At 45.8% G+C, this 22,354-nt stretch carries 6 protein-coding genes; 5 read left to right on the top strand and 1 reads right to left on the bottom strand.

What is annotated here, in order from left to right; all coding sequences use genetic code 11:
* Positions 1–17: 17 nt before the first annotated feature.
* Positions 18–215, top strand: coding sequence for a histidine phosphatase family protein (locus FE394_RS06845; RefSeq protein ID WP_319925652.1), 198 nt, complete (start codon positions 18–20; stop codon positions 213–215).
* Here the strand turns inward: FE394_RS06845 and FE394_RS06840 are convergent.
* Positions 194–460, bottom strand: coding sequence for a hypothetical protein (locus tag FE394_RS06840; RefSeq protein WP_319925651.1), 267 nt, complete (start codon positions 458–460; stop codon positions 194–196). The two genes, FE394_RS06845 and FE394_RS06840, sit on opposite strands and share 22 nt — an antisense overlap.
* Between FE394_RS06840 and FE394_RS06835 the strand changes: the two genes are divergently transcribed.
* The 4 genes from FE394_RS06835 (at position 459) to FE394_RS06820 (ending at position 22,136) form a co-directional block, all read left to right on the top strand.
* Entirely contained in the window at positions 459–1,118 is a 660-nt protein-coding gene (locus tag FE394_RS06835) for a methyltransferase (protein ID WP_319925650.1), read from the top strand. The two genes, FE394_RS06840 and FE394_RS06835, sit on opposite strands and share 2 nt — an antisense overlap.
* Entirely contained in the window at positions 1,115–1,399 is a 285-nt protein-coding gene (locus FE394_RS06830; protein ID WP_319925684.1) for a colicin Z C-terminal domain-related protein, read from the top strand. The genes FE394_RS06835 and FE394_RS06830 overlap by 4 nt, the downstream gene beginning before the upstream one ends.
* A 248-nt stretch (positions 1,400–1,647) precedes the next feature.
* A complete protein-coding gene (locus tag FE394_RS06825) occupies positions 1,648–11,544 on the top strand; it encodes a non-ribosomal peptide synthetase (protein WP_319925649.1) in 9,897 nt (3,298 codons plus the stop codon).
* Complete coding sequence (locus tag FE394_RS06820; RefSeq protein WP_319925648.1) at positions 11,541–22,136, top strand: non-ribosomal peptide synthetase; 10,596 nt, start codon at positions 11,541–11,543, stop codon at positions 22,134–22,136. Before FE394_RS06825 ends, FE394_RS06820 begins: the two co-directional genes overlap by 4 nt.
* Positions 22,137–22,354 lie beyond the last annotated feature (218 nt).

The following is a 22,354-nucleotide window of genomic DNA, read 5'->3' as shown; positions in this document are numbered from 1 at the left end:
TTTTTCAGGAAAATTTAATGCGTATTATTGCTGTACGACATGCCGAAACCCAATGGAATATTGATGGCATTATTCAGGGACGCCTTGATAGTCCCGTGACTGAAAAAGGATTTCGCCAAATTGATTCATTATTGGCAGCAATCAAAAATTTTCCCATTCGTAAAGTGAATACCAATAGATTTCGATTTGATTCTTATCGACACGGAATCGCCTGAGGAATAGTCATTAAATACCCCTCAAAAAAGTCTCCCGTAACAAAATCTGTAATAGCAGCAATTAACAGCATACTGATAGACTTGGTGGCAGCAATATCCCAAAAAACAGGTTTAGCCACAGAAACAGCAGTGTTCAGAGATTGCAAATAAATTTTCAGTATTATTCTCACCACGTGAAATAAAAAGCGCCCGACTGTATCTATTCTTAATAATTGAAAATAATCCTGATAAAAAGAGTTCACCATGAATAAGAACAGCCAAAATTATATAAAATGGTGGTTGGAGCAGGAAAGATTAAGAACAAATAATGGAATCCCTGTAAAAATAACACTGGCAGGAATTAAGTTATCTGTTATTCCTCAAGTATTCCTTCCATCCCCATTACAAACGCATTCTACACCGTTACTTATAAAAAATATTAGACATCATAATTTCACAGGGAAAAAAGTTCTTGATATAGGAACTGGCAGTGGTGTTCTTGCCATTTATTCTGCCCTTAATGGCGCATCTTTGATAACAGCAACAGATATCGATGACCATATATTATACCATGCTAAAAATAATGCTTATCTGAATAAGATTACTGACATCCATTTTATGAACAGTAATCTCTTTGAGTCTGTCGAAGGTAAATATGATTACATATTTGCTAATGGGCCAATTTCTCCTGAATCTTGGTCAGAAAAAAGCCTTTCAGGACATACCATATCAAGTTACGGAGAAACGCTTTTTAGCCAGTATCGTAACTATCTGACAGATGAAGGGACAATGTTTATGGCATTCGCAGAATTTGGCCCGGTGGAGACATTCTACAAAACACTTCAAAAGCATTCCGTTATACACAAAGAAAAAAGAGAGGAAAAATTTGGGGTATGGTGGAGTTTTCATGAAATAAAAAAATAAATTCGATAAACAGCAGAAATGGTATCAGTCGATCCATTTGCAGTAAGACTTGTACTATCTATATCCATCTATATCCAATAGGGTCTTACGCATATACCGTTTCATTCGATAGTATTTCTCAGGCTCCTTCTTCGTTTAATGTTGAAGCTCAATATGCAACGAATAGTGGCTATAGGACTGTATCCACAATGGGGCCAGGTTCATATACTATCAGAGGTAATAATGGTGCTGGTCAGGATCGTATTCGCTTCAAAAGCCATTCAATAGTCCCGTTCAAGTAGTATTGAGTTTTCCCTGCCGTCATTTTCCCCTGAATTCGACAGGTGACTTTGTCATATCATTACAATCACTTCCATTTCCAGACAATAAAACATAAGCAATATTACACATGAAATAGTTTCCATTATTTATTGTTTTTGATTATAACAAATCATATCGAGAGCACCTTCGGCGCAAAAACTCTTTTTCTCAAACAATAAACAATTCAGCTCTCATCTTAGATTCAAGTTAATCAAAGAAGGAAATGGATATGTCACACAACTACAATCACTCTTCGGAAATTCCTTTAGTTATTAATAACAACGGGTCTCTTTCTATTCACTCATATCCGTTAAGCTCTCCTCAGCAAGCAATATGGTTTGATCAGATTTTTCGTTCTGATGCCTCCTACAATGTTGGCCTTCTTGTCTGCATTGAAGGAGAATTAGACGAAAACGTGTTCACCCGTGCTTTTGAGGCCATTGTATATCGCCATGATGTACTACGCTTACAACTTCTCAATATTCAGGCATTACCTGTCCAAAAAATTGCGGATACTCTTAAAGAATCCATAGTAATACGCGACTTTTCATCGCAATCAGATACCAAAATTGATGTGACACTCACTATTGCAACCGAGTTCATGCGACCGTTCCAAATGGCCGGAAAACTATGGCGTTCCAAGTTATTATGTGTGAATCAGACATACCGATACTGGCAATTTTGTTGTCATCATTTGATCATGGATGGTATGGGATTGTTCCTGCTTCTTGAAGAGGTCATTAATGCCTATAACCATCTGCTAAAAGAGAACCCCCTGAGTCCCCAAAAAGCCCCCTCCTATCTGGATTTTATTAAGGATGATCGAGCTTATATAAACTCTCAGCGTTACTCATGTGATTTGCAGTTCTGGTTGAAACGCTATGAAAACTTACCTCCGCCTTTGCTGCATCCTATCAGTGCCAGCCAGAGTGTGATTAACAAACCAAGCAAACCAGTCTTATGGTCAATCGACCCCGTTATTTTTAAACGTATTGAGCAAGCCATTAATGGACAGAAATTATCCCTGTTGCACTTCATTTATACCCTGCTGGCCTGCTATTTCTTCCGGACGACAGGGATAGATGAAATTGTCATCGGGATCCCTGTACACAACCGTAAAAATATCCAACAAAAACACACGGTAGGCCTGTTTGCGTCCGTAATACCAATCGGTGTGACAATTTCATCAGAAGATACCTTTCGTGATGTGATGAACAAAGCCACATCTGAAATTAAACTTTGTTATAAACACCAACATTTTCCTATTTCGGAACTCAACCGACAAACACATATCCGGCAAAAAACAGGGCGAAATCAATTATTTGATATAACATTGTCATTTGAACCCTTTAACGCCAATTTGCATCTTGAAGGGGAAACAACCAGAACCAAACTGTTGGATTTATACAGTTGCACACCTTATCCCTTTTCGGTCAGAATCAAGCAATACACTGATACCTCCTCTCCCGAAAATAACGATTCTCCTATCACAATTGAGCTTGGCTTTTCTACCGATTACTTTAGCTTCGAAGAAGTCAGTGCTCTCCAATCTCGTCTTGCTGTCTTACTGGATGCAGCGCTTAACAATATGGATGCACCAATCGCCGATTTGCCCATTTTGCCGGGAGCAGAGCGTCATAAGATATTGATGGATTTCAATGCAACACAAGCCCATTTCCCACAGGATGCTCTGATCCATCAACTAGTTGAAGCGCAGGTGAGACAGACACCGGACGCGATTGCGGTATGTTTTGGAGGCCAATCTCTGAGTTATGAGATTCTGAACTGCCGAGCCAATCAGCTTGCCCATCATTTAATCGCTCTGGGGGTTAAGCCGGGTGATCGCGTGGCGATTTGTGTTACACGTAGTTTGAATATAGTGATTGGTTTCTTGGGTATCCTTAAAGCGGGAGGCGTTTATGTCCCACTCGACCCCACTTATCCAACAGAACGACTGAGGTATATGCTGGAAGATGCGGAGCCTACCGTTTTCCTTACCCAGACGACGCTAACTGACCCTCTGACCACGACTATACCCACAGTTAACCTCGACAATCCGGCATCCTTTTCTACTCTATCATCCAAAAATCCCGAAGTGAAAGCTCTCGGTCTGACCTCACGCCATCTGGCTTATATCATTTATACTTCGGGCTCCACGGGGCAGCCCAAGGGAGTGATGATCGAACATCGCAGCTTGTGCAATTTGCTTGTCACACAACAAAACGCGCTTACCCTGTCCCCTAATAGCCGGGTTTTACAATTTGCTTCGTACAGTTTCGATGCTTGCATCTGGGAATGTTGTATGGCGCTTTTAGCCGGAGCTCGCCTCTATTTAGCCACACACGATCATCTGCTTCCCGGCGCTGCTCTCTCCCGATTCTTAGCGGATAATGCTATTACGCATGCCCTCTTGTCACCCACCGTCTTGGCTGCAATGGATACCTTGCCTGATACCCTGCAAACCTTGATTGTAGGTGGAGAAGCTTGTCCATCCACTCTAGTTAAACGCTGGTCACAGGGGCGGCAGCTAATCAATGCCTATGGGCCAACAGAAATCACAGTCTGCGCCACGCTCTATCAATGTCGTTATCAGACAGAGACGGCTCCACCAATTGGCTATCCTATTGCTAATACCCGAATTTATCTTCTTGATGCTTGTGGTCAACCCGTTCCAATAGGTGTCATTGGTGAGATTTATATCGGTGGTGTTGGTGTAGCCCGGGGCTATCTGAATCATCCCGAACTCACCGCCGGACGCTTCCTGACAGATCCGTTTTCTCCCCATTCTGATGCACGAATGTACAAAACGGGTGATCTAGGACGCTGGTTGCCCGATGGTAAGATTGAATATCTCGGCCGCAATGATTTTCAGGTCAAAATACGTGGCTTTCGTGTTGAACTGGAAGAGATCGAGGCAAGATTGGTGCAATGTCATGGCGTGCGAGAAGCTGTGGTATTACTCCGTAAAAATGAAAAAAGTCAACCCCGTCTGGTCGCCTATCTATTACCGCAAGCGGGAATTGAACTCGTGCCGGGGGAATTACATCAGCAGCTCGCGCAACACCTTGCTGACTATATGTTACCCCGTGCCTTTGTGGTACTCGACACTTTCCCTTTAACGCCCAATGGCAAACTTGACCGTCAGGCGCTACCGGAACCCGATCAAACAGCAATCGTCACACGCAGTTATGAAATACCCGTGGGGGATGCCGAAATAACGCTGGCACAAATTTGGAAAGGGTTACTGAGTGTGGACAACATGAGTCGTCATGATAATTTTTTCGAACTCGGTGGGCATTCATTAATAGCGGTCGACCTGATAAAACAGCTGGATAGTCTGAATTGGCGACTGGATATCCATACTGTACTCAGTACCCCTGTGCTGAATGAGATGGCACAAGCGATGCAGAGATATTCGGCCCAAGAAAATTCGGGAGATGTTATTGTACCACCCAATCTCATCCCTGATTGTTGTACTGCCATTACCCCTGATATGTTGACTTTAGTTTCCCTGTCTCAACATGAAATTGAAGCCATAGCTGCACAAATCCCCGGTGGCGCAGCCAATATTCAGGACATCTATCCGCTCGCACCACTGCAAGAAGGTATTTTGTTCCACCATCGCCTGCAATCTCAAGGCGATACCTATCTGTTACGCAGTATACTTGCTTTCGACAATCGTAAACGTCTTAATGCCTTTCTCACCGCCTTACAGCAATTGATTGACCGCCATGACATTCTGCGTACTGCAATATACTGGAAGGAATTAGCACAGCCAGTACAAAGTGTTTGGCGTCATGCCTCTCTGGCAATCAGTACGTTTGTACCAAATGAAGAACAAGATATCCCGTCTCAATTATTGGCACATACCGATCCAAACCAACGTCGTCTGAATTTAAGCCAGGCTCCCCTCTTCTCCGCTGATATAACCTATGACCCCCATCAGGAGGAATGGCTGCTGGCGTTGTGCTTCCATCATTTAGTCTGCGACCATATGACACTGGAACTTATCATCGCGGAAATCAGTGAACAACTGCATGGCCAAACGGAAAGCAGCTATATCCGGCATCAACGGGATGAAAAAAAACACCTCCCTATCTTGCCTTACCGAAATTTTGTTGCTCAGTCTCTGCAAATACCGGCTTCAGCACATGAAATCTTTTTCCGTGAAATGCTCGCTGACGTGGATGAGCCAACCGTGCCCTTCGGTATGCTGGATGTCCACAGTGGAACTCAACAGATAATAGAAGCCACACAGTCCATTGATACCCCATTGACAAGGGAAATTCACCTGCAAGCCCGCCGTCAGGGAGTCAGTCCCAGTATCTTATTTCATGTTGCATTGGGGCTTGTGTTGGCAAAAATCAGCGGACGTGATGATGTCGTTTTCGGCACCGTCTTGTTGGGACGTATGCAGGGCAGAGCCGGTATCGAACAAACCATGGGGCTTTTTATTAATACACTCCCCATACGACTTCGGCTGGCAGGTAACAACGTACAGGCTGCCATTCAAGCGACTTATCTCAGCCTGATGCAATTGCTGGAACACGAACAGGCACCGCTGACGCTGGCACAACATTGTAGCGGCATCATACCCCCCCTGCCGCTCTTCAACACCTTACTCAATTATCGCCATAGTCAATCGGAAGCTCCCTTCGCAGGCTGGGAAGGGATACGTCAACTGACAGTAGACGCAAGGAGCAACTATCCGCTGACTTTATCTGTCGATGATTTAAGTGACAAATTCCGATTAATCGCCATGACGGTATCAGGCATTGATCCGACACGCCTGCTGGCTTATATCACTACCGCCTTAACAGGCTTAGTTGAAGCGCTGGCAACTCAACCTCAACGCCCTGTTTTAAGCTTACCCATTTTACCTGCCAACGAACGCCAGCAGTTACTGGTAGATTTCAACGCTACACAGACCTACTTTCCACAGGAAGCGTTAATTCATCGACTGTTCGAAGCACAAGTGCAACGAACACCAGATGCCATCGCCGTCGTCTTTCAAAATCAGTCAATGAGTTATCACGAGTTGAACCAACGCGCCAATTGTTTAGCTCACCATTTGATAACGTTGGGAATACAGCCTGATGATCGTGTGGTGCTGTGTATTGAACGTAGCATGGAAATGATGGTGGGGATATTGGGTATTCTTAAGGCAGGTGGAGCCTATGTACCGCTCGATCCAACCTATCCGGCTGAACGATTGGCCAATATATTCAACGATGCCAAGCCAAAAGTTTTACTGACCCAAGCTTACTTGAAGGAAAAACTGAACTGTATTGTCCCGACCTTGATGCTTGATGATGTCACGTATCCTGACTTACCGCCAGAACCCGTTCCGGATATTCAGATACCGAATCTAAATTCACATCATCTGGCTTATATTATCTATACCTCAGGTTCAACAGGTCAACCCAAAGGCGTGATGGCAGAACATGGTAATGTCTGCAACTATCTGCTTTGGGCATTAGAATATGGTCTTACTGACAAACAACAGGATGGCATTGTTTCATCACCGTTAGCCTTTGATGCCACAGTGACCAGTCTTTACCTACCCTTACTGTGTGGTGGAAAACTTCAGCTACTCCGGGATGGAGAAGAGTTGTCTGAACTGCTTCCCACATTACTTTCGATGACGTCAGGCGCTTTGGTTAAAATTACGCCCAGTTACTTTTCAGTCATCGGTCAGAAACTAAAAGAAATGGGACAAAAATGCCCGGCTCATTGTTTTGTTGTGGCCGGCGAAATATTGCCCAAAGATACCGTGTCACTCTGGCGCGAACTATCGCCTGACTCCCGTATCATTAACGAATACGGCCCAACCGAAACGACCGTGGGCTGTACTATCTTTGATACCCAACACCCAAGCCGCTTTATTGATAACTTACCGATTGGTCATCCCATTGCCAATACTCAAGTCTATGTTCTCGATCCCTATGGAGAATCAGTGCCGATGGGAAGCCCAGGTGAACTTTACATTGGAGGGGCAGGTATCGCCCGTGGTTACCTGAATCGCCCCGATCTGACAAAGGAACGTTTCCGCTTGAATCCATTCTCTGCCCTCTCCGGGGAACGCTTATATAAAACCGGTGATTTAGGGCGTTGGTTGCCTGATGGTACGATTGAATATCTGGGACGGAATGATTTTCAAGTCAAGCTGCGCGGTTTTCGGATTGAACTCGGAGAAATCGAAGCAAAACTGCGACAATGCCAAGGCGTGCGCGAAGCCGTAGTGCTGGCTCGCAAAGAAGATGACAAACACCAGAAACGCTTGGTCGCGTATCTGCTGGCCGAAGAAAATAAGACCCCTGAACCTACAGAACTGCGGCGGCAACTGGCACAACAACTCACTGAATATATGCTGCCCAGCGCTTTTGTCATCCTTGATGATTTTCCCCTGACACCCAATGGCAAACTCAATCGCGCTGCCCTGCCCGAACCCGATCAAGCTGCAATCGTGTCGCGAGACTATGTTGCGCCAGAGGGGGATCTGGAAATCACACTGGTTCAGATTTGGCAAAAATTGTTAGGATTGGAGCGGGTTGGCCGTTATGACCATTTTTTTGAACTGGGTGGTCATTCACTTATCATCGTCAGCCTTATCGAGCAGCTACGCAGCCAAGGCTGGGATCTTGACATCCATACCGTATTCTCCACGCCAATACTGACAGACATGGCAGAAGCCATACAGGCAGAACAAGACAACCCGGCTGTTTTCAATATTCCCCCCAATCTCATCACTGACAATTGCACGACTATCACGCCAGATATGTTACCGCTGGTCTCTCTGTCCCAGCATGAAATTGATACTATCGCCAATACAGTCACTGGTGGTACCGCTAATATTCAGGATATTTACCCTCTTGCGCCACTACAGGAAGGCATTCTGTTCCATCATATTCTGCAACAACAGGGTGATATTTATCTGTTACGTAACTTACTCACTTTTGATACCCGTGAACGTCTTGATGCCTTTCTGGTCGCTCTGCAACAGGTTATCGACCGGCACGATATTCTACGCACTTCGTTCTACTGGCAAAAATTGACTCAGCCCGTACAAATTGTCTGGCGGAAAGCACGCCTTCACATCAACACCTTTGTGCCAAACAGCAAGAGCAAACAGGATATCCAGTCCCAATTGTTGGCATATACCGATCCTCAGCAACGGTGCCTTGATATAAATAAAGCCCCACTTTTCGCCGCCGATATCGTACATGAACCTCATCAAGATGAATGGTTGCTCTCTCTGTCGTTCCATCATCTCATCAACGATAATATCACCGTGGGCGTTATCATTACTGAAATCCATAAACTACTGAACAAATGCAGTACTGCGAACTTACCTACTCCTTTGCCTTACCGTAACTTTGTCGTCCAGTCCTTGTGCCTGCCAACATCAGTACATGAAACCTATTTCCGTGAAAGACTCGCCGATGTGGATACGCCGACAGCGCCTTTTGGCATACTGGATGTTCACAGCGGGGACAAATTGGTCACAGCCATCACACAATCGCTGGATACGGAACTGAACAGGTCTATCCGTGCAATCGCCAATCGCCAAGGTGTCAGCCCCAGTGTCTTGTTCCATGTCGCATGGGCACAAGTACTGGCAAAAACAAGCGGAAGTGATGATGTCGTCTTCGGAACAGTCTTGCTGGGACATATGCAGGGAAATACAAATACTGAGCGGGGTATTGGTTTATTTATCAATACATTACCCATTAGAATTCAACTTGCAGGCAACAGTATACAAGAAGTCTTAAGAGAGACGTTCCACCATCTCACTATGCTGCTGAAACATGAACAGGCTCCTCTTTCCCTGGCTCAACGATGTAGCGGCATTACTCCCCCGCTACCCCTTTTCAGCTCACTACTCAACTATCGACATAGCAAAATCAATGTCACTCTCGCGACATGGGAAGGTATCCGCTTGATGACGATACCGGAGAGAACCAACTACCCTATAACTTTATCCATAGATGACTTGACCGATGAATTCCGGTTACATGTTTTGACTGTGCCTGATATCGATCCAACCCGGCTAATCACCTATATGATCACCGCTTTAAAAAATCTGACTGAAGCGTTGGAAACCGCTCCCCAACGACTTATCGCCGACATTCCCATTTTATCGGCGGCTGATCGCCAGCAGGTGCTGATGGGCTTTAACTCTACCCTAAGAACATATCCACAAGACACGCTAATTCATCAATTAGTTGAAGAGCAGGCTCAGCGTACACCCGATGCTACTGCCGTCGTCTTTGAAGATCTCTCACTCAGTTATAATGAGTTGAATCGCCAGGCTAACCAACTTGCTCATTATCTGATTGCATTGGGTGTGCATCCAGAAGCTCGAGTAGCAATTTGTGTTGAACGCAGTCTGGAAATGATCATTGGCTTGCTCGCTATTCTCAAAGCAGGTGGCGCTTATGTACCACTCGATCCGACTTATCCGACAGAACGACTAATGTATATGTTGGAAGATGCTGCTCCCATCGCACTGCTTACCCAAACTATGCTAATTGATCCACTGAGCAGCACCTTGCCCACCGTCAACCTCGACAATCCAAATCCTGCGATTGCAACTATGCCAACCAAAAATCCGGATGCCCGGATACTTGGCCTGACACCAAACCATTTAGCCTATGTGATTTATACCTCGGGATCGACCGGCCAGCCGAAAGGGGTAATGGTCGAACACGCCAATATTATTCGCCTGTTCGCCGCAACTCAGGCACGTTTCCAGTTTAATAACGATCTATTTAATAATCAGGATGTCTGGACACTGTTCCACTCGTTTGCCTTCGATTTCTCAGTATGGGAATTGTGGGGAGCGTTGGCTTACGGTGGTCGGCTGATTGTGATTACGGCAGATTGTGCCCGCTCACCGCAAATGTTCTATTCGTTACTGTGCCGTGAACAGGTGACGATACTGAACCAGACTCCCAGCGCTTTCCGCCAGTTGATTGCCGCTCAGGATGCTCTTTCCTCTTACCTTTCGCATTCTCTGCGTTGCATCATTTTTGGCGGTGAGGCATTAGAACTACATACACTTGCGCCGTGGGTTGCACGCAATCCGACTCATCAGACTCGTCTGGTGAATATGTACGGTATCACCGAAATTACCGTACATGCCACCTATCGTGAACTAACGGAATCCGATATCCACTCAGGGCGCGGCAGTCTGATTGGTCAGCCGCTCTCTGATCTGCGGATTTATATTCTTGATGCCCTTGGTCAGCCTGTTCCTTTCGGCGTTGCCGGTGAACTTTATATTACCGGAGCCGGTGTTGCGCGTGGCTATCTGAATCGTCCTGAACTGACCGCAGAACGTTTCCTCGCCGACCCGTTCTCCCCGGATTCAAATACCCGCATGTACAAAACCGGCGATTTGGGTCGCTGGCTGCCGGATGGCAATATCGAATATCTCGGCCGCAATGACTTTCAAGTCAAGATCCGTGGTTTCCGTATTGAGTTGGGCGAAATTGAGGCAAGACTGGAACAATGCCATGGTGTACGTGAAGCTGTTGTTCTGGCGCATGATGATCTTTCTTTTGAAAGCACAGCAGCACAGAAACGTCTGGTTGCCTACTTGCTGCCTCAGGCGGGAGTTGAATTGATACCTGCCGAACTGCGTCAGCAACTCAGCCGGTATCTAGCTGACTATATGCTGCCCAGTGCTTTTGTCACGCTAGAATCTTTTCCGCTGACGGCAAACGGTAAACTCGATAGACAGGCATTCCCTGCTCCAAATCAGTCTGCTGCCGTCATACACAGCGATGAAGCACCTATAGGTGATATCGAAATAACACTGGCTCAAATCTGGCAGGAGCTTCTGAGATTAGAACAAGTCGGTCGTCATGATAATTTCTTTGTGCTGGGTGGGCACTCGCTGATGATCATGCAATTGATCGCACGCATTCAAGCTGAATTTTTCGTCAACATTCCTATGACGACATTATTCCTTACCCCGACTTTATCGAAACAAGCCAATGTGGTTTTCTTAGCTCAAATTAATGAAATAGGGGAAAACGACCTTGATTCGTTAAACAATATGCTCGATTCACTGTCGCCGGAAGAAATTGCGGAAATGATAAGCAGAGGGACGGATCAATGACTAAAATAAATATGAATTGCAATCAGCTGAAACGTCTCGCCCTAGAGAAAAAAATAAAGGCGCAGTTGAAAGCGCGCTCTGCTACCCAACAATATTCTTCAATCAAACCAGCCAGCAGGCAATATCCTGTGTTGCTATCCTTTGCACAGCAACGCCTGTGGCTCCTTGCTCAATTCGATCCGGCAGCCAGTCAAGCTTACCATCAATCGGCTGCTCTGCGTCTTAATGGAAAGCTGGATTGCCCTGCACTCACTATCGCACTGAATCATCTCGTTGCCCGACAAGAGAGCCTGCGAACCCGCTTCACTGTGATTGAGGGACAACCCTATCAGCATATCGATCCCCCTGATACGGGTTTTACACTGACTTATATTGATTTGCGTTCATTATCGAATGAAAAAAACAAAATGAGTCGTGTCGCTGAACAGCTCAAACATGAAACGCATATTCCCTTTGATTTTTCTCAAGGCCCCCTAATCCGGGGGCAATTGTTACAACTGGAAGAAGAGGAACATGTATTGCTCCTTATACAACACCACATCATCTCCGATGGTTGGTCAGTAGAAATCTTTCTTCGCGAATTAAGCGTGCTTTACCATGCGGCTGTCGAGAAGCGGGCAAATCCCCTTTCTCCCTTATCCATTCAGTACGCTGACTATGCTATCTGGCAAAGGAAAAGATTTCAGGGGGATGTTTTAGCGACACAACGTGATTTCTGGCAAACACAGCTTCAAGGTGCGTCTGAATTACTGACTCTACCCACAGATCGACCCAGGCCATCAGTGCAAAGTTATGTCGGAGATAAGGTGCCTATTCACTTTGATGCGAGTATATTGAATGCTCTCAAGGCACTGGGGCTACGTCACAATATAACATTGTTTATGACGTTGCTTGCAGGTTGGAGCATCGTGCTAAGCCGCCTGAGTGGCCAGAATGATATTGTTATCGGTACCCCTGTCGCTAACCGTCAGCGGCATGAATTGGAGGGCTTGATTGGCTTTTTCGTCAATACCCTGCCGCTGCGTATAAAACCAGAAAACTGCAATACGTTGGCCGAGCTCCTTGCTTATGTTCGTGAACAGGCTTTAGCGGCCTATACCCATCAAGACCTGCCTTTTGAGCAGTTGGTGGATGTCCTGCAACCGGTTCGCAGCCTAAGCCACAGTCCAATTTTTCAGGTTATGCTGGTTTTGAACAATACCCCGCCGTTTTCCCTGGAATTATCCGGTTTATCCGTCTCATTCATTGAGCAAGCACACAACAGTACCCATTTTGATCTGACATTGTCGCTGACTGAAACCGAACACAATCTGCATGGCTATCTAGAGTATGCTTCAGATTTGTTTGATTCAGCGACAGTTGAACGTATAGCGGGCTATCTCATCCATGTTCTGACCGCGATGACGACTGCTGATGAAACGCAGGATATTTCACATTTGTTCACACTGCCTGTTTCTGAACGCCAGCAATTACTCGTTGATTTCAACCTAACGCAAACCGACTTTCCACAAAATGGCTTAATTCACCAACTCTTTGAAGAACAAGTACAAAGAACACCAAACGCCATTGCTGTATCCTTTGAAGAAGGATCATTGAGTTATGACGAACTAAACCGCCATGCCAATCGCTTGGCCCATCACTTGAGAAAGCTCGGTGTATGTCCTGATGATAGAGTAGCGATATGTTCTGAACGTAGTCTGGAACTGGTTGTGGGATTATTGGGTATCCTAAAAGCGGGTGGTGCCTATGTCCCCCTTGATCCGGCTTATCCGGCAGATAGGTTGACTGATATACTCAATGATGCTTCACCAGTCGTATTGCTTACCCAAGGGGCATTCATTGATAAAATAGACGGCCAACTGCCTGCCATCATATTGGATATCAAAGCATCCACTGATCCTGACTTACCGGACCATAATCCCCCCAGCCTCGCCCCCGGCCTGACATCACGGAATCTGGCCTATGTCATCTATACTTCTGGCTCGACGGGTTTACCCAAAGGGGTCATGGTAGAACATCGCAATGTTCTTCGCCTGATCATCAATAATAATTTCGCCGATATCGGTTCAGATGACTGTGTTGCACACTGTGCGAACATTGCCTTCGACGCATCAACGTGGGAAATCTGGTCTGCCCTGCTCAATGGCGGACGCTTGCATATCGTTTCACCTTCATTATTACTCGAACCACTGCATTTCCGTGATTCACTGATAAAAGGGCAAGTCACTGCATTATGGCTAACCGCTGGGTTATTCAATGAATACCTCAATATGCTTACGCCTATGTTTGAACAATTACGTTACCTGATCATCGGTGGTGATGTCCTTAATCCACAAAAGATCAGACAAATACAGTTAGCGGAAACTCAGCCGGTACATCTGATCAACGGATATGGCCCGACTGAAACAACAACATTCGCAACAACCTATACCATTACATCACAGATTAATTTCACTGATTCCATTCCGATTGGTCGCCCTATCGCCAATACCCAGATTTATATCCTTGATATTAACCGCCAACCCGTACCACTTGGTGTCACAGGTGAGATCTATATTGCCGGTGCCGGTGTTGCCCGAGGGTATCTGAACCGACCTGAACTGACTGCTGAATCTTTCCTTCCCAATCCGTTTTCCTTTGATCCGGATGCGCGCATGTACAAGACTGGTGACCTTGCTTACTGGCTACCTGATGGCAATATTAAGTATATTGGTCGCCGTGATTTCCAAATTAAGCTACGCGGTTTCCGAATTGAACCGGGCGAAATTGAAGAACATCTCACCCAATGTTGCCATGTCCGTGAAGCTGTTGTGATTGTCCGGGAAGACAAGCCAGGGGAAAAGCGGCTGGTCGCTTATCTGCTCGCCGAACCCAATACTAAAATAATACCTTCAGAACTGCGTCAACAACTCGCACGATCCCTCGCCGAATATATGTTGCCCAGTGCATTTGTCACACTCAATACTTTCCCGCTAACCTCCAACGGCAAACTCGATCGACAAGCCCTTCCAACACCAGACCAAACAGCGATCGTGACACACGGCTATGAGGCACCTGTTAATGATATGGAAATTGCCCTGGCTGAAATCTGGCAAACGTTACTAGGGATAGAAAAGGTCGGCCGGTTTGACCATTTCTTTGAGCTCGGTGGACATTCCTTACTTGCGGTTCAACTGGCAGCACGGATCCGACAGACTCTGTTGCGGGAACTCCCCTTACAGCAATTGTTTGCTCACCCGCTCCTTGCTGATTTAGCCATTCAGCTTACTGAGGCTTCAAAAACCGCCCAATTCCGCATTCCTATCGCCGATCGTTGTCAACCACTGCCACTCTCTTTTTCTCAACAACGCTTGTGGTTTCTCGCCCAACTCGATCCGACTGCGAATTTGGCCTACCATATCCCGACCGCGTTACATCTCAGCGGACACCTTAATCGTCAGGCATTCAATACAGCCCTTAATCATTTAATTACCCGACATGAGATCTTGCGTACCCGCTTTGTTCTCGTCAATGAACAACCTTGTCAACACATTGATGCAGCAAACAACGGCTTTGCTTTATCTTATTTAGATCTCCGTCAATTAGATGAATCCTCCCATACAGCTTACGTTGACAATCAACTTGAATTAGAAGCACAAACTCCGTTCGATTTTACCCATCAGTCACTGATTCGAGGTCAGCTACTACAACTGGAAGATGAAGAATATCTATTTATCCTTACTCAACACCACATGATTTCCGATGGTTGGTCAATGGGGATACTCATCCGGGATTTGGTGGCTTTCTATCAGGCAGCACTTGTGGAGCAAGAAAATCCCCTTCCTCCTCTTCCCATTCAATATGTTGATTATGCCGTCTGGCAACGCAGATGGTTGCAGGGAGATATCTTAGCAGTACAGCGCGATTTTTGGCTGGCACAGTTGAAAGATGCCCCGGCGCTATTAACACTCCCTACCGATAAACCACGTCCACAAATGCAACACTACATCGGTAATCACATCGCTATTCATTTAGATACTGATTTGACCGCCAGCCTTAAAGCGCTCGGACAACGCCAGAACATGACATTATTTATGATGTTACTGGCAGGCTGGAGTATCGTGCTTTCGCATCTGAGTGGTCAGGATGATATTGTTATAGGGACTCCCGTAGCCAATCGCCAACACAGTGAGCTAGAAGAATTGATTGGCTTTTTCGTTAACATCCTGCCTTTGCGTGTCCACCTAAAACACGGCAATACAGTGGCAGAACTGCTTGCCCAGATCCGTGAAAGGGCACTCGCCGCTTATGCCCATCAAGATATGCCTTTTGAACAGTTGGTAGACGCCTTGCAACCCATTCGCAGCCTGAGCTACAGCCCGCTTTTTCAGGTTATGCTCACGTTGAATAACACCCCATCTCAGCATTTTGAATTGCCGGGTTTGTCTGTCTCACGCATTGAATATGTCCCCCACCATACTCACTTTGATCTCACATTATCACTCACTGAAACTGAGGATGGTCTGCATGGTCGCCTGGAATACGCTTCAGATTTGTTCGATCATGCCACCGTTGAGCGAATAGGGGGTTATCTCACTAATATACTTTCGGCCATCGCTACCGATGAAACCCAATCTCTTGCTCATCTGTCAGTCCTATCCGCCATAGAACGTCAGCAATTACTCGTGGATTTCAACAATACTCAAGCTGATTTACCGAAAGATATTTTGATTCATCAACTGTTTGAAGCACAGGTAAAGCGCACACCAGATGCCATTGCTGTGATTTTTGAAAACCAAACATTGAACTATGATGAATTGAATAAACGCGCCAATCGTCTGGCACACCATCTCATTATGCTGGGAATACATCCTGACGATCGGGTGGCGATTTGTATTGAACGCGGTGTGGAGATGGTTGTGGGATTATTAGCTATTTTCAAAGCAGGTGGTGCTTATGTACCGCTCGATCCGGCTTATCCCCCCAAACGACTGGCCTATATGCTTAACGATGCAGCGCCCGCAGTTCTCTTGACGCACAGCACCCTGACCAAGACTCTGGATTGCCATGTCCCTATCATCTTGCTGGATACCGTGGAGTTGAATCAATTACCCGATAGTAATCCTGAAACCAATACGCTCGGTTTGACCTCACATCATTTGGCCTATGTCATTTATACCTCAGGATCAACGGGTCAACCGAAAGGGGTCATGGTCGAACACCGCAGTTTGTACAATCTGCTGATCAACCATATGAATATGATGGCACTGACGTCAGAGAGCCGTGTATTGCAGTTTACCTCGAACAGTTTCGATGTCAGTATTTCGGAATACTGCATTGCACTGCTGAGCGGAGCCTGTCTCTATCTTGCCAAACGAATCAGTCTGTTACCCGGTAAGACACTCTCCCATTATTTAGAAATCAATGTAATTACCCATGCTCTTTTGCCAACAAAGGTTCTGGCTGCAATGGATTATCTTCCCGATACACTACACACGTTGGTTGTAGGCGGTGAGACTTGTCCAGTGAGTCTGGTCAGACGCTGGGCACAAAAACGACGTATGTTTCATGACTATGGCCCAACAGAAGCCACGATTTGTGCCACTCGTTATTTATGCGACAGCCAGGAGAGCGATTCCCCGCCAATTGGACGCCCCATCATCAATACCCAGATTTATATCCTGAATACTCTCCACCAGCCATTTTCCCACCAACCTGTTCCAATCGGTGTCACAGGGGAAATCTTCATCGGCGGAGTCGGTGTTGCCCGCGGCTACCTGAACAACCCTGAACTCACCGCAGAGCGCTTCCTGCCCGATCCATTCTCTAATGAACCAGAAGCAAGAATGTACAAAACAGGCGATTTGGGATGCTGGCTACCGGATGGAAATATCAGATACCTTGGCCGCAATGATTTTCAGGTCAAACTACGCGGTTTCCGGATTGAACCTGGTGAGATTGAAGCCAGGCTGGTGGCATGTGAAGGTGTACGCGATGCTGTCGTGATTGTCTGCCAAAATGAAGTAAACCAGAAAAATCTGGTTGCCTATTTACTCGCTGAACAAAATGTCAAACTTGAGCCAGCAAAGCTGCGGCAACAGCTTGTTCAGCATCTTGCTGAATATATGATCCCCAGTGCCTTTGTCACACTTCAATCTTTTCCGCTGACACCTAACGGTAAACTCGATCGACAGGCATTGCCCGCGCCGAATCAAGCTGAGATCGTAGCCCGTCGTTATATTCCCCCCATCAATGACACAGAAATAGCATTGGCTGAAATTTGGCAGACATTATTGGGAGTAAAAAAGGTAGGTCGTTATGATCACTTTTTTGAACTCGGGGGGCATTCCTTACTTGCAGTTCAGCTTACGGTGCGTATCCGTCAAAAATTAAGCAGGGAATTGCCATTACAACAACTCTTCGTCCACCCTATTCTGGCCGATTTAGCGGCCGTAATAAATGATTCTTCCGTTGTTACCCAATCCATCATTCCTATTATCGACCGCAGTCAACCGTTACCACTCTCTTTTGCCCAACAACGCTTGTGGTTCCTTGCTACACTTAACCCTGCTGCCAATCTGGCCTACCAGATCCCAATGGTTATACATCTGAACGGTTCACTCAATCATCAGGCATTTTCTATCGCCCTTAATCGTTTAGTTGCCCGGCACGAAATCCTGCGCACCCGCTTTGTTCTGACGGATGAACAACCTTGCCAGCTTATTGACGATGCAGATAGCGGCTTTGCTTTGTCTTACCTCGATCTCCGTGAATGGGATAAGGCTTCCCGCCTAACTCATCTCGCTGAACGGTTGGAAACAGAAACAATAACCCCCTTTGATTTCGCCAATGAACCACAAATTCGGGGACAGTTGCTACAATTAACGGATGAAGAAAATGTATTTATCCTCACTCAACACCATATTCTCTCCGATGGCTGGTCAATAGGAATATTCATCCATGAACTAGACCTACTTTACCGTGCGGCTCTTGAAGGACAGAATGCTTCCCTGCCCCCTCTACCCATTCAATACGCTGATTACGCCGTCTGGCAGCGGAAAAAACTACAGGGGGATATCTTATCTGAGCTCCGGGATTTCTGGTTATTACAACTTCAGGGGGCACCTGAGTTACTCACGCTTCCTACTGATAGACCTCGTCCACAAGAACAACGTTATATAGGATCTCATGTTCCCATCCATTTTAGCACTGAGTTAGTCACCTCCCTTAAGACGCTTGGGCAACGCCAGGGCACCACCTTGTTTATGACGCTGCTTGCAATCTGGAGTAGCGTGCTCTCCCGTCTCAGTGGTCAGAAGGATATTATTATCGGTACCCCCATTGCCAACCGACAGCACAGTGAATTCGAGGGATTACTCGGACTTTTTGTGAATGTTCTACCGATACGTATCAAACTTGCGTCTTGCAACACGGTGACAGAACTATTTACCGTGACAGAACTATTTACCGTAACAGAACTACTTGCCCATGTCCGGGAACAAACTCTGGCGGCTTATGCCCACCAAGACTTACCTTTTGAACAAATAGTTGATGTACTGCAACCAGCTCGTAGCCTGAGTCACAGCCCGATTTTTCAGGTCATGCTGGCGCTGAATAATACGCCATCCCACTCTCTGACGTTACCCGATTTATCTGTATCGCTGGTTGAGCAATCACACCAAAGCACCTATTATGACTTGACGCTGTCACTCAGTGAAACAGATGATGGTCTCCGTGGATGTCTGGAATATGACACCGATCTGTTCGACCATTCGACAGCCCAACGTATGGTGGGCTATTTTAGCAATGTGCTGAATGCCATAGTCACTGACGAAACCCAACCCATACCCTGTTTACCAATACTTTCTACCAAAGAACGCCAACAGTTGTTAATTGATTTCAACACCACACAAACTCATTTTCCGCAAGACATTCTGATCCATCAACTATTTGAAACTGAGGCTGCACTTCATCCTACCAATATCGCTGTACTCAACGAAAAAAAATCACTCAGCTATGGTGACTTGAATCGCCGAGCTAATCACCTGGCTCATCATTTAATTGCACTGGGTATACATCCTGGCGACCGGGTCGCAATGTGTGTTGAACGCAGCTTAGAAATGGTAGTCGGGTTGCTTGGTATTCTCAAAGCCGGCGGTACTTATATACCCTTTGACCCGGCCTATCCAACCAAACGGCTGGAATACATGTTTGAAGACTCACAACCAATGGTATTACTGACTCAAAAGGCATTGCTTGATACGATTACGCCGTCTACACGTTACATATCTAAGCATTCCGTTTCCGTCATAGTATTAGACACCAAAGATCCCATCATAGAAATGCAGCCTTATCACAATCCCGTGGTTCCCGGTCTTACAGCAAATCATCCGGCGTATATTATTTACACCTCAGGTTCAACGGGTCGCCCCAAAGGTGTGATTAGCTGTCACCGGAATTTGTGTAACCGATTGTTGTGGTTTACTCACAATATCGCCACACCACCATTGATAACCGCATTGAAAACAAGTATCAGTTTCGTTGATTCAGTGACTGAAACGCTGGGGGTGTTGCTGGCCGGTGGTCAGCTTGTGGTTTTTGATAACAATGACGTGAAAGACCCGATCCGTTTTAGTAAAAGATTGCAACACTTTGACGTTAATTATTTAGTGATCATACCTTCATTACTAAAACTCTTGATAGAGGATAGTGATGAAAATCACGGCGATAATGATGATTTTCTTAAATCAATCAGGACATTAATTTGCAGTGGAGAACGCCTTGCCCCCGAATTGGCGCGACAAATAGTAAAAGACTATCCTTGGATTCGGCTATTAAATTTCTATGGTTCGTCCGAAGTTAATGGTGATGCCACTTGGTATGAATATTGTGCATCAGGCATACCTCAAGTTTCGGTGATTGGACGCCCCATCGCCAATACTCAAAGCTACATTCTTGATGAAAGTCAACAACCAGTGCCCTTAGGTGTGGCAGGAGAAATCTATATTGCTGGTGCTGGAGTTGCCTGTGGTTATTTAAATAACCCAGAATTTACCGCGGAACGTTTTCTTGTTGACCCGTTTTCTTCAATCCCGGAAGCTCGCATGTATAAAACCGGTGATCTCGGATGCTGGCTGCCCGATGGCAATATCGAATATCTTGGTCGCCATGACTTTCAGGTTAAACTGCGTGGATATCGGGTTGAGCTTAGCGAAATCGAAGCGCAGCTGATACAATGTCACGGAGTGCGTGACTCAGTGGTTATATTCCACAAAGATAAAAACAAGGGCGATCAAACGCGTTTGATTGCTTACCTGCGAGCCCGTAATGGGGTTGAACTCGTGCCCTCAGAACTGCGTAAGCAACTCGCTCAGCATCTTCCCGAATACATGCTACCCAGTGCTTTTATAACGCTTGAAACCTTCCCTATAACCCCTAATGGAAAACTTAACCGTCAAGCTCTCCCAATCCCAGATCCGTCTGCTACCGTGATACACAGTTATACAGCACCAATCAATAAAACAGAGGCTGTTCTGGCTCAGATTTGGCAGAATTTGCTTGGACTTGAGCACGTTGGCCGCGATGATCATTTCTTTGAGCTGGGTGGTCATTCATTGATAGCAGTACAATTACTAAACCATATGCGTAAGCAAAATATGGAAGTTTCGTTGACAACGCTATTTGCTCATCCGACACTGAGTGAACTGGCTTTAGCTGTAGAAGAAAATACTTCTCATAAACAAACTCTCCCCTCTTTTTCCATTTTCGATGCGAACCCTGTGCCATTAAGTCCAACAGGAAGTTTGTCGCCTATTTTCTTCGTACATGAACCTTCCGGTGATCCTTTAGTTTATTCACCTATAGCCACTTTACTTCCCCCTGAACTGCCTGTTTATGCCTTACAAGCACTCGGGATTCACACATTGCCCAATCCTCCAACATCCATTGAAGAACTCGCAGGCTGCCATATTCAAGCTATTCGTCGTGTTCAACCGCACGGCCCTTATCACCTCGCAGGATGGTCAATGGGAGGTGTTATCGCTTACGAAATAGCTCAGCAATTAACTCACTGTAATGAGGAGATAGCATTTATAGGCATGATCGATTCACGAAATCCTGATAAGCAAAAAATCCCTCTTCATGATCCGGTAGATAAAACACAACAACACATTGATATCATTATTAATCACTTGCAAGCTTCCAGAAAGGTAATTAATAAACAAGAATTAGAGGAACTCCGCTGTTTTGATAGTGTAGATCAGGTCTTTGACCATTGTTTTAAACATCAATGGCTTCCTACAAATATCACTCGCGAAGATCTACTCCTGCGTATCTATACCATTGAGACGCTAATGCAGATTGGGAAAAATTATGTCCCCACCGTATCACCGCTACCAATCCACCTTTATCTGGCAGAGCAATCCCTTAATGACGACAAATACCTCGGCTGGCGGAATGTTATTATTGATGACTCTCTCACGCTCCATCACATTGGAGGGACACACCATTCAATAATGCAGCCTCCTTTACTGAATCAGATAGCTGATTCTATCGCTGGATTTCTGTTACCAGCATCAATATCTCCTTCTCATGACAATCCAAATAGTGAGTAAATACATGATTTATTACTCCCCATCTAAACATCTATGGTCTTCCCCCGTTTTTGCAACACTAATTTTGATGTATGGTTGGCTTGCTTAAATCTATCCGGCGTCTCTATGGGTATGGATACCCGCGCCACGATGAGTTCCGCACCTGATAAGCCTAAAAAGCCGCACGGCTTCAATAAGCCACTTTATAGTTCAGGTTATTCATCAGGCCGATTGGCCGT

It is taken from the genome of Xenorhabdus littoralis (assembly GCF_033949345.1).
Taxonomy (GTDB): Bacteria; Pseudomonadota; Gammaproteobacteria; order Enterobacterales; family Enterobacteriaceae; genus Xenorhabdus; species Xenorhabdus littoralis.
Note: the sequence above shows the minus strand (reverse complement) of the source record. Positions and strands in the feature narration are given on the sequence as shown.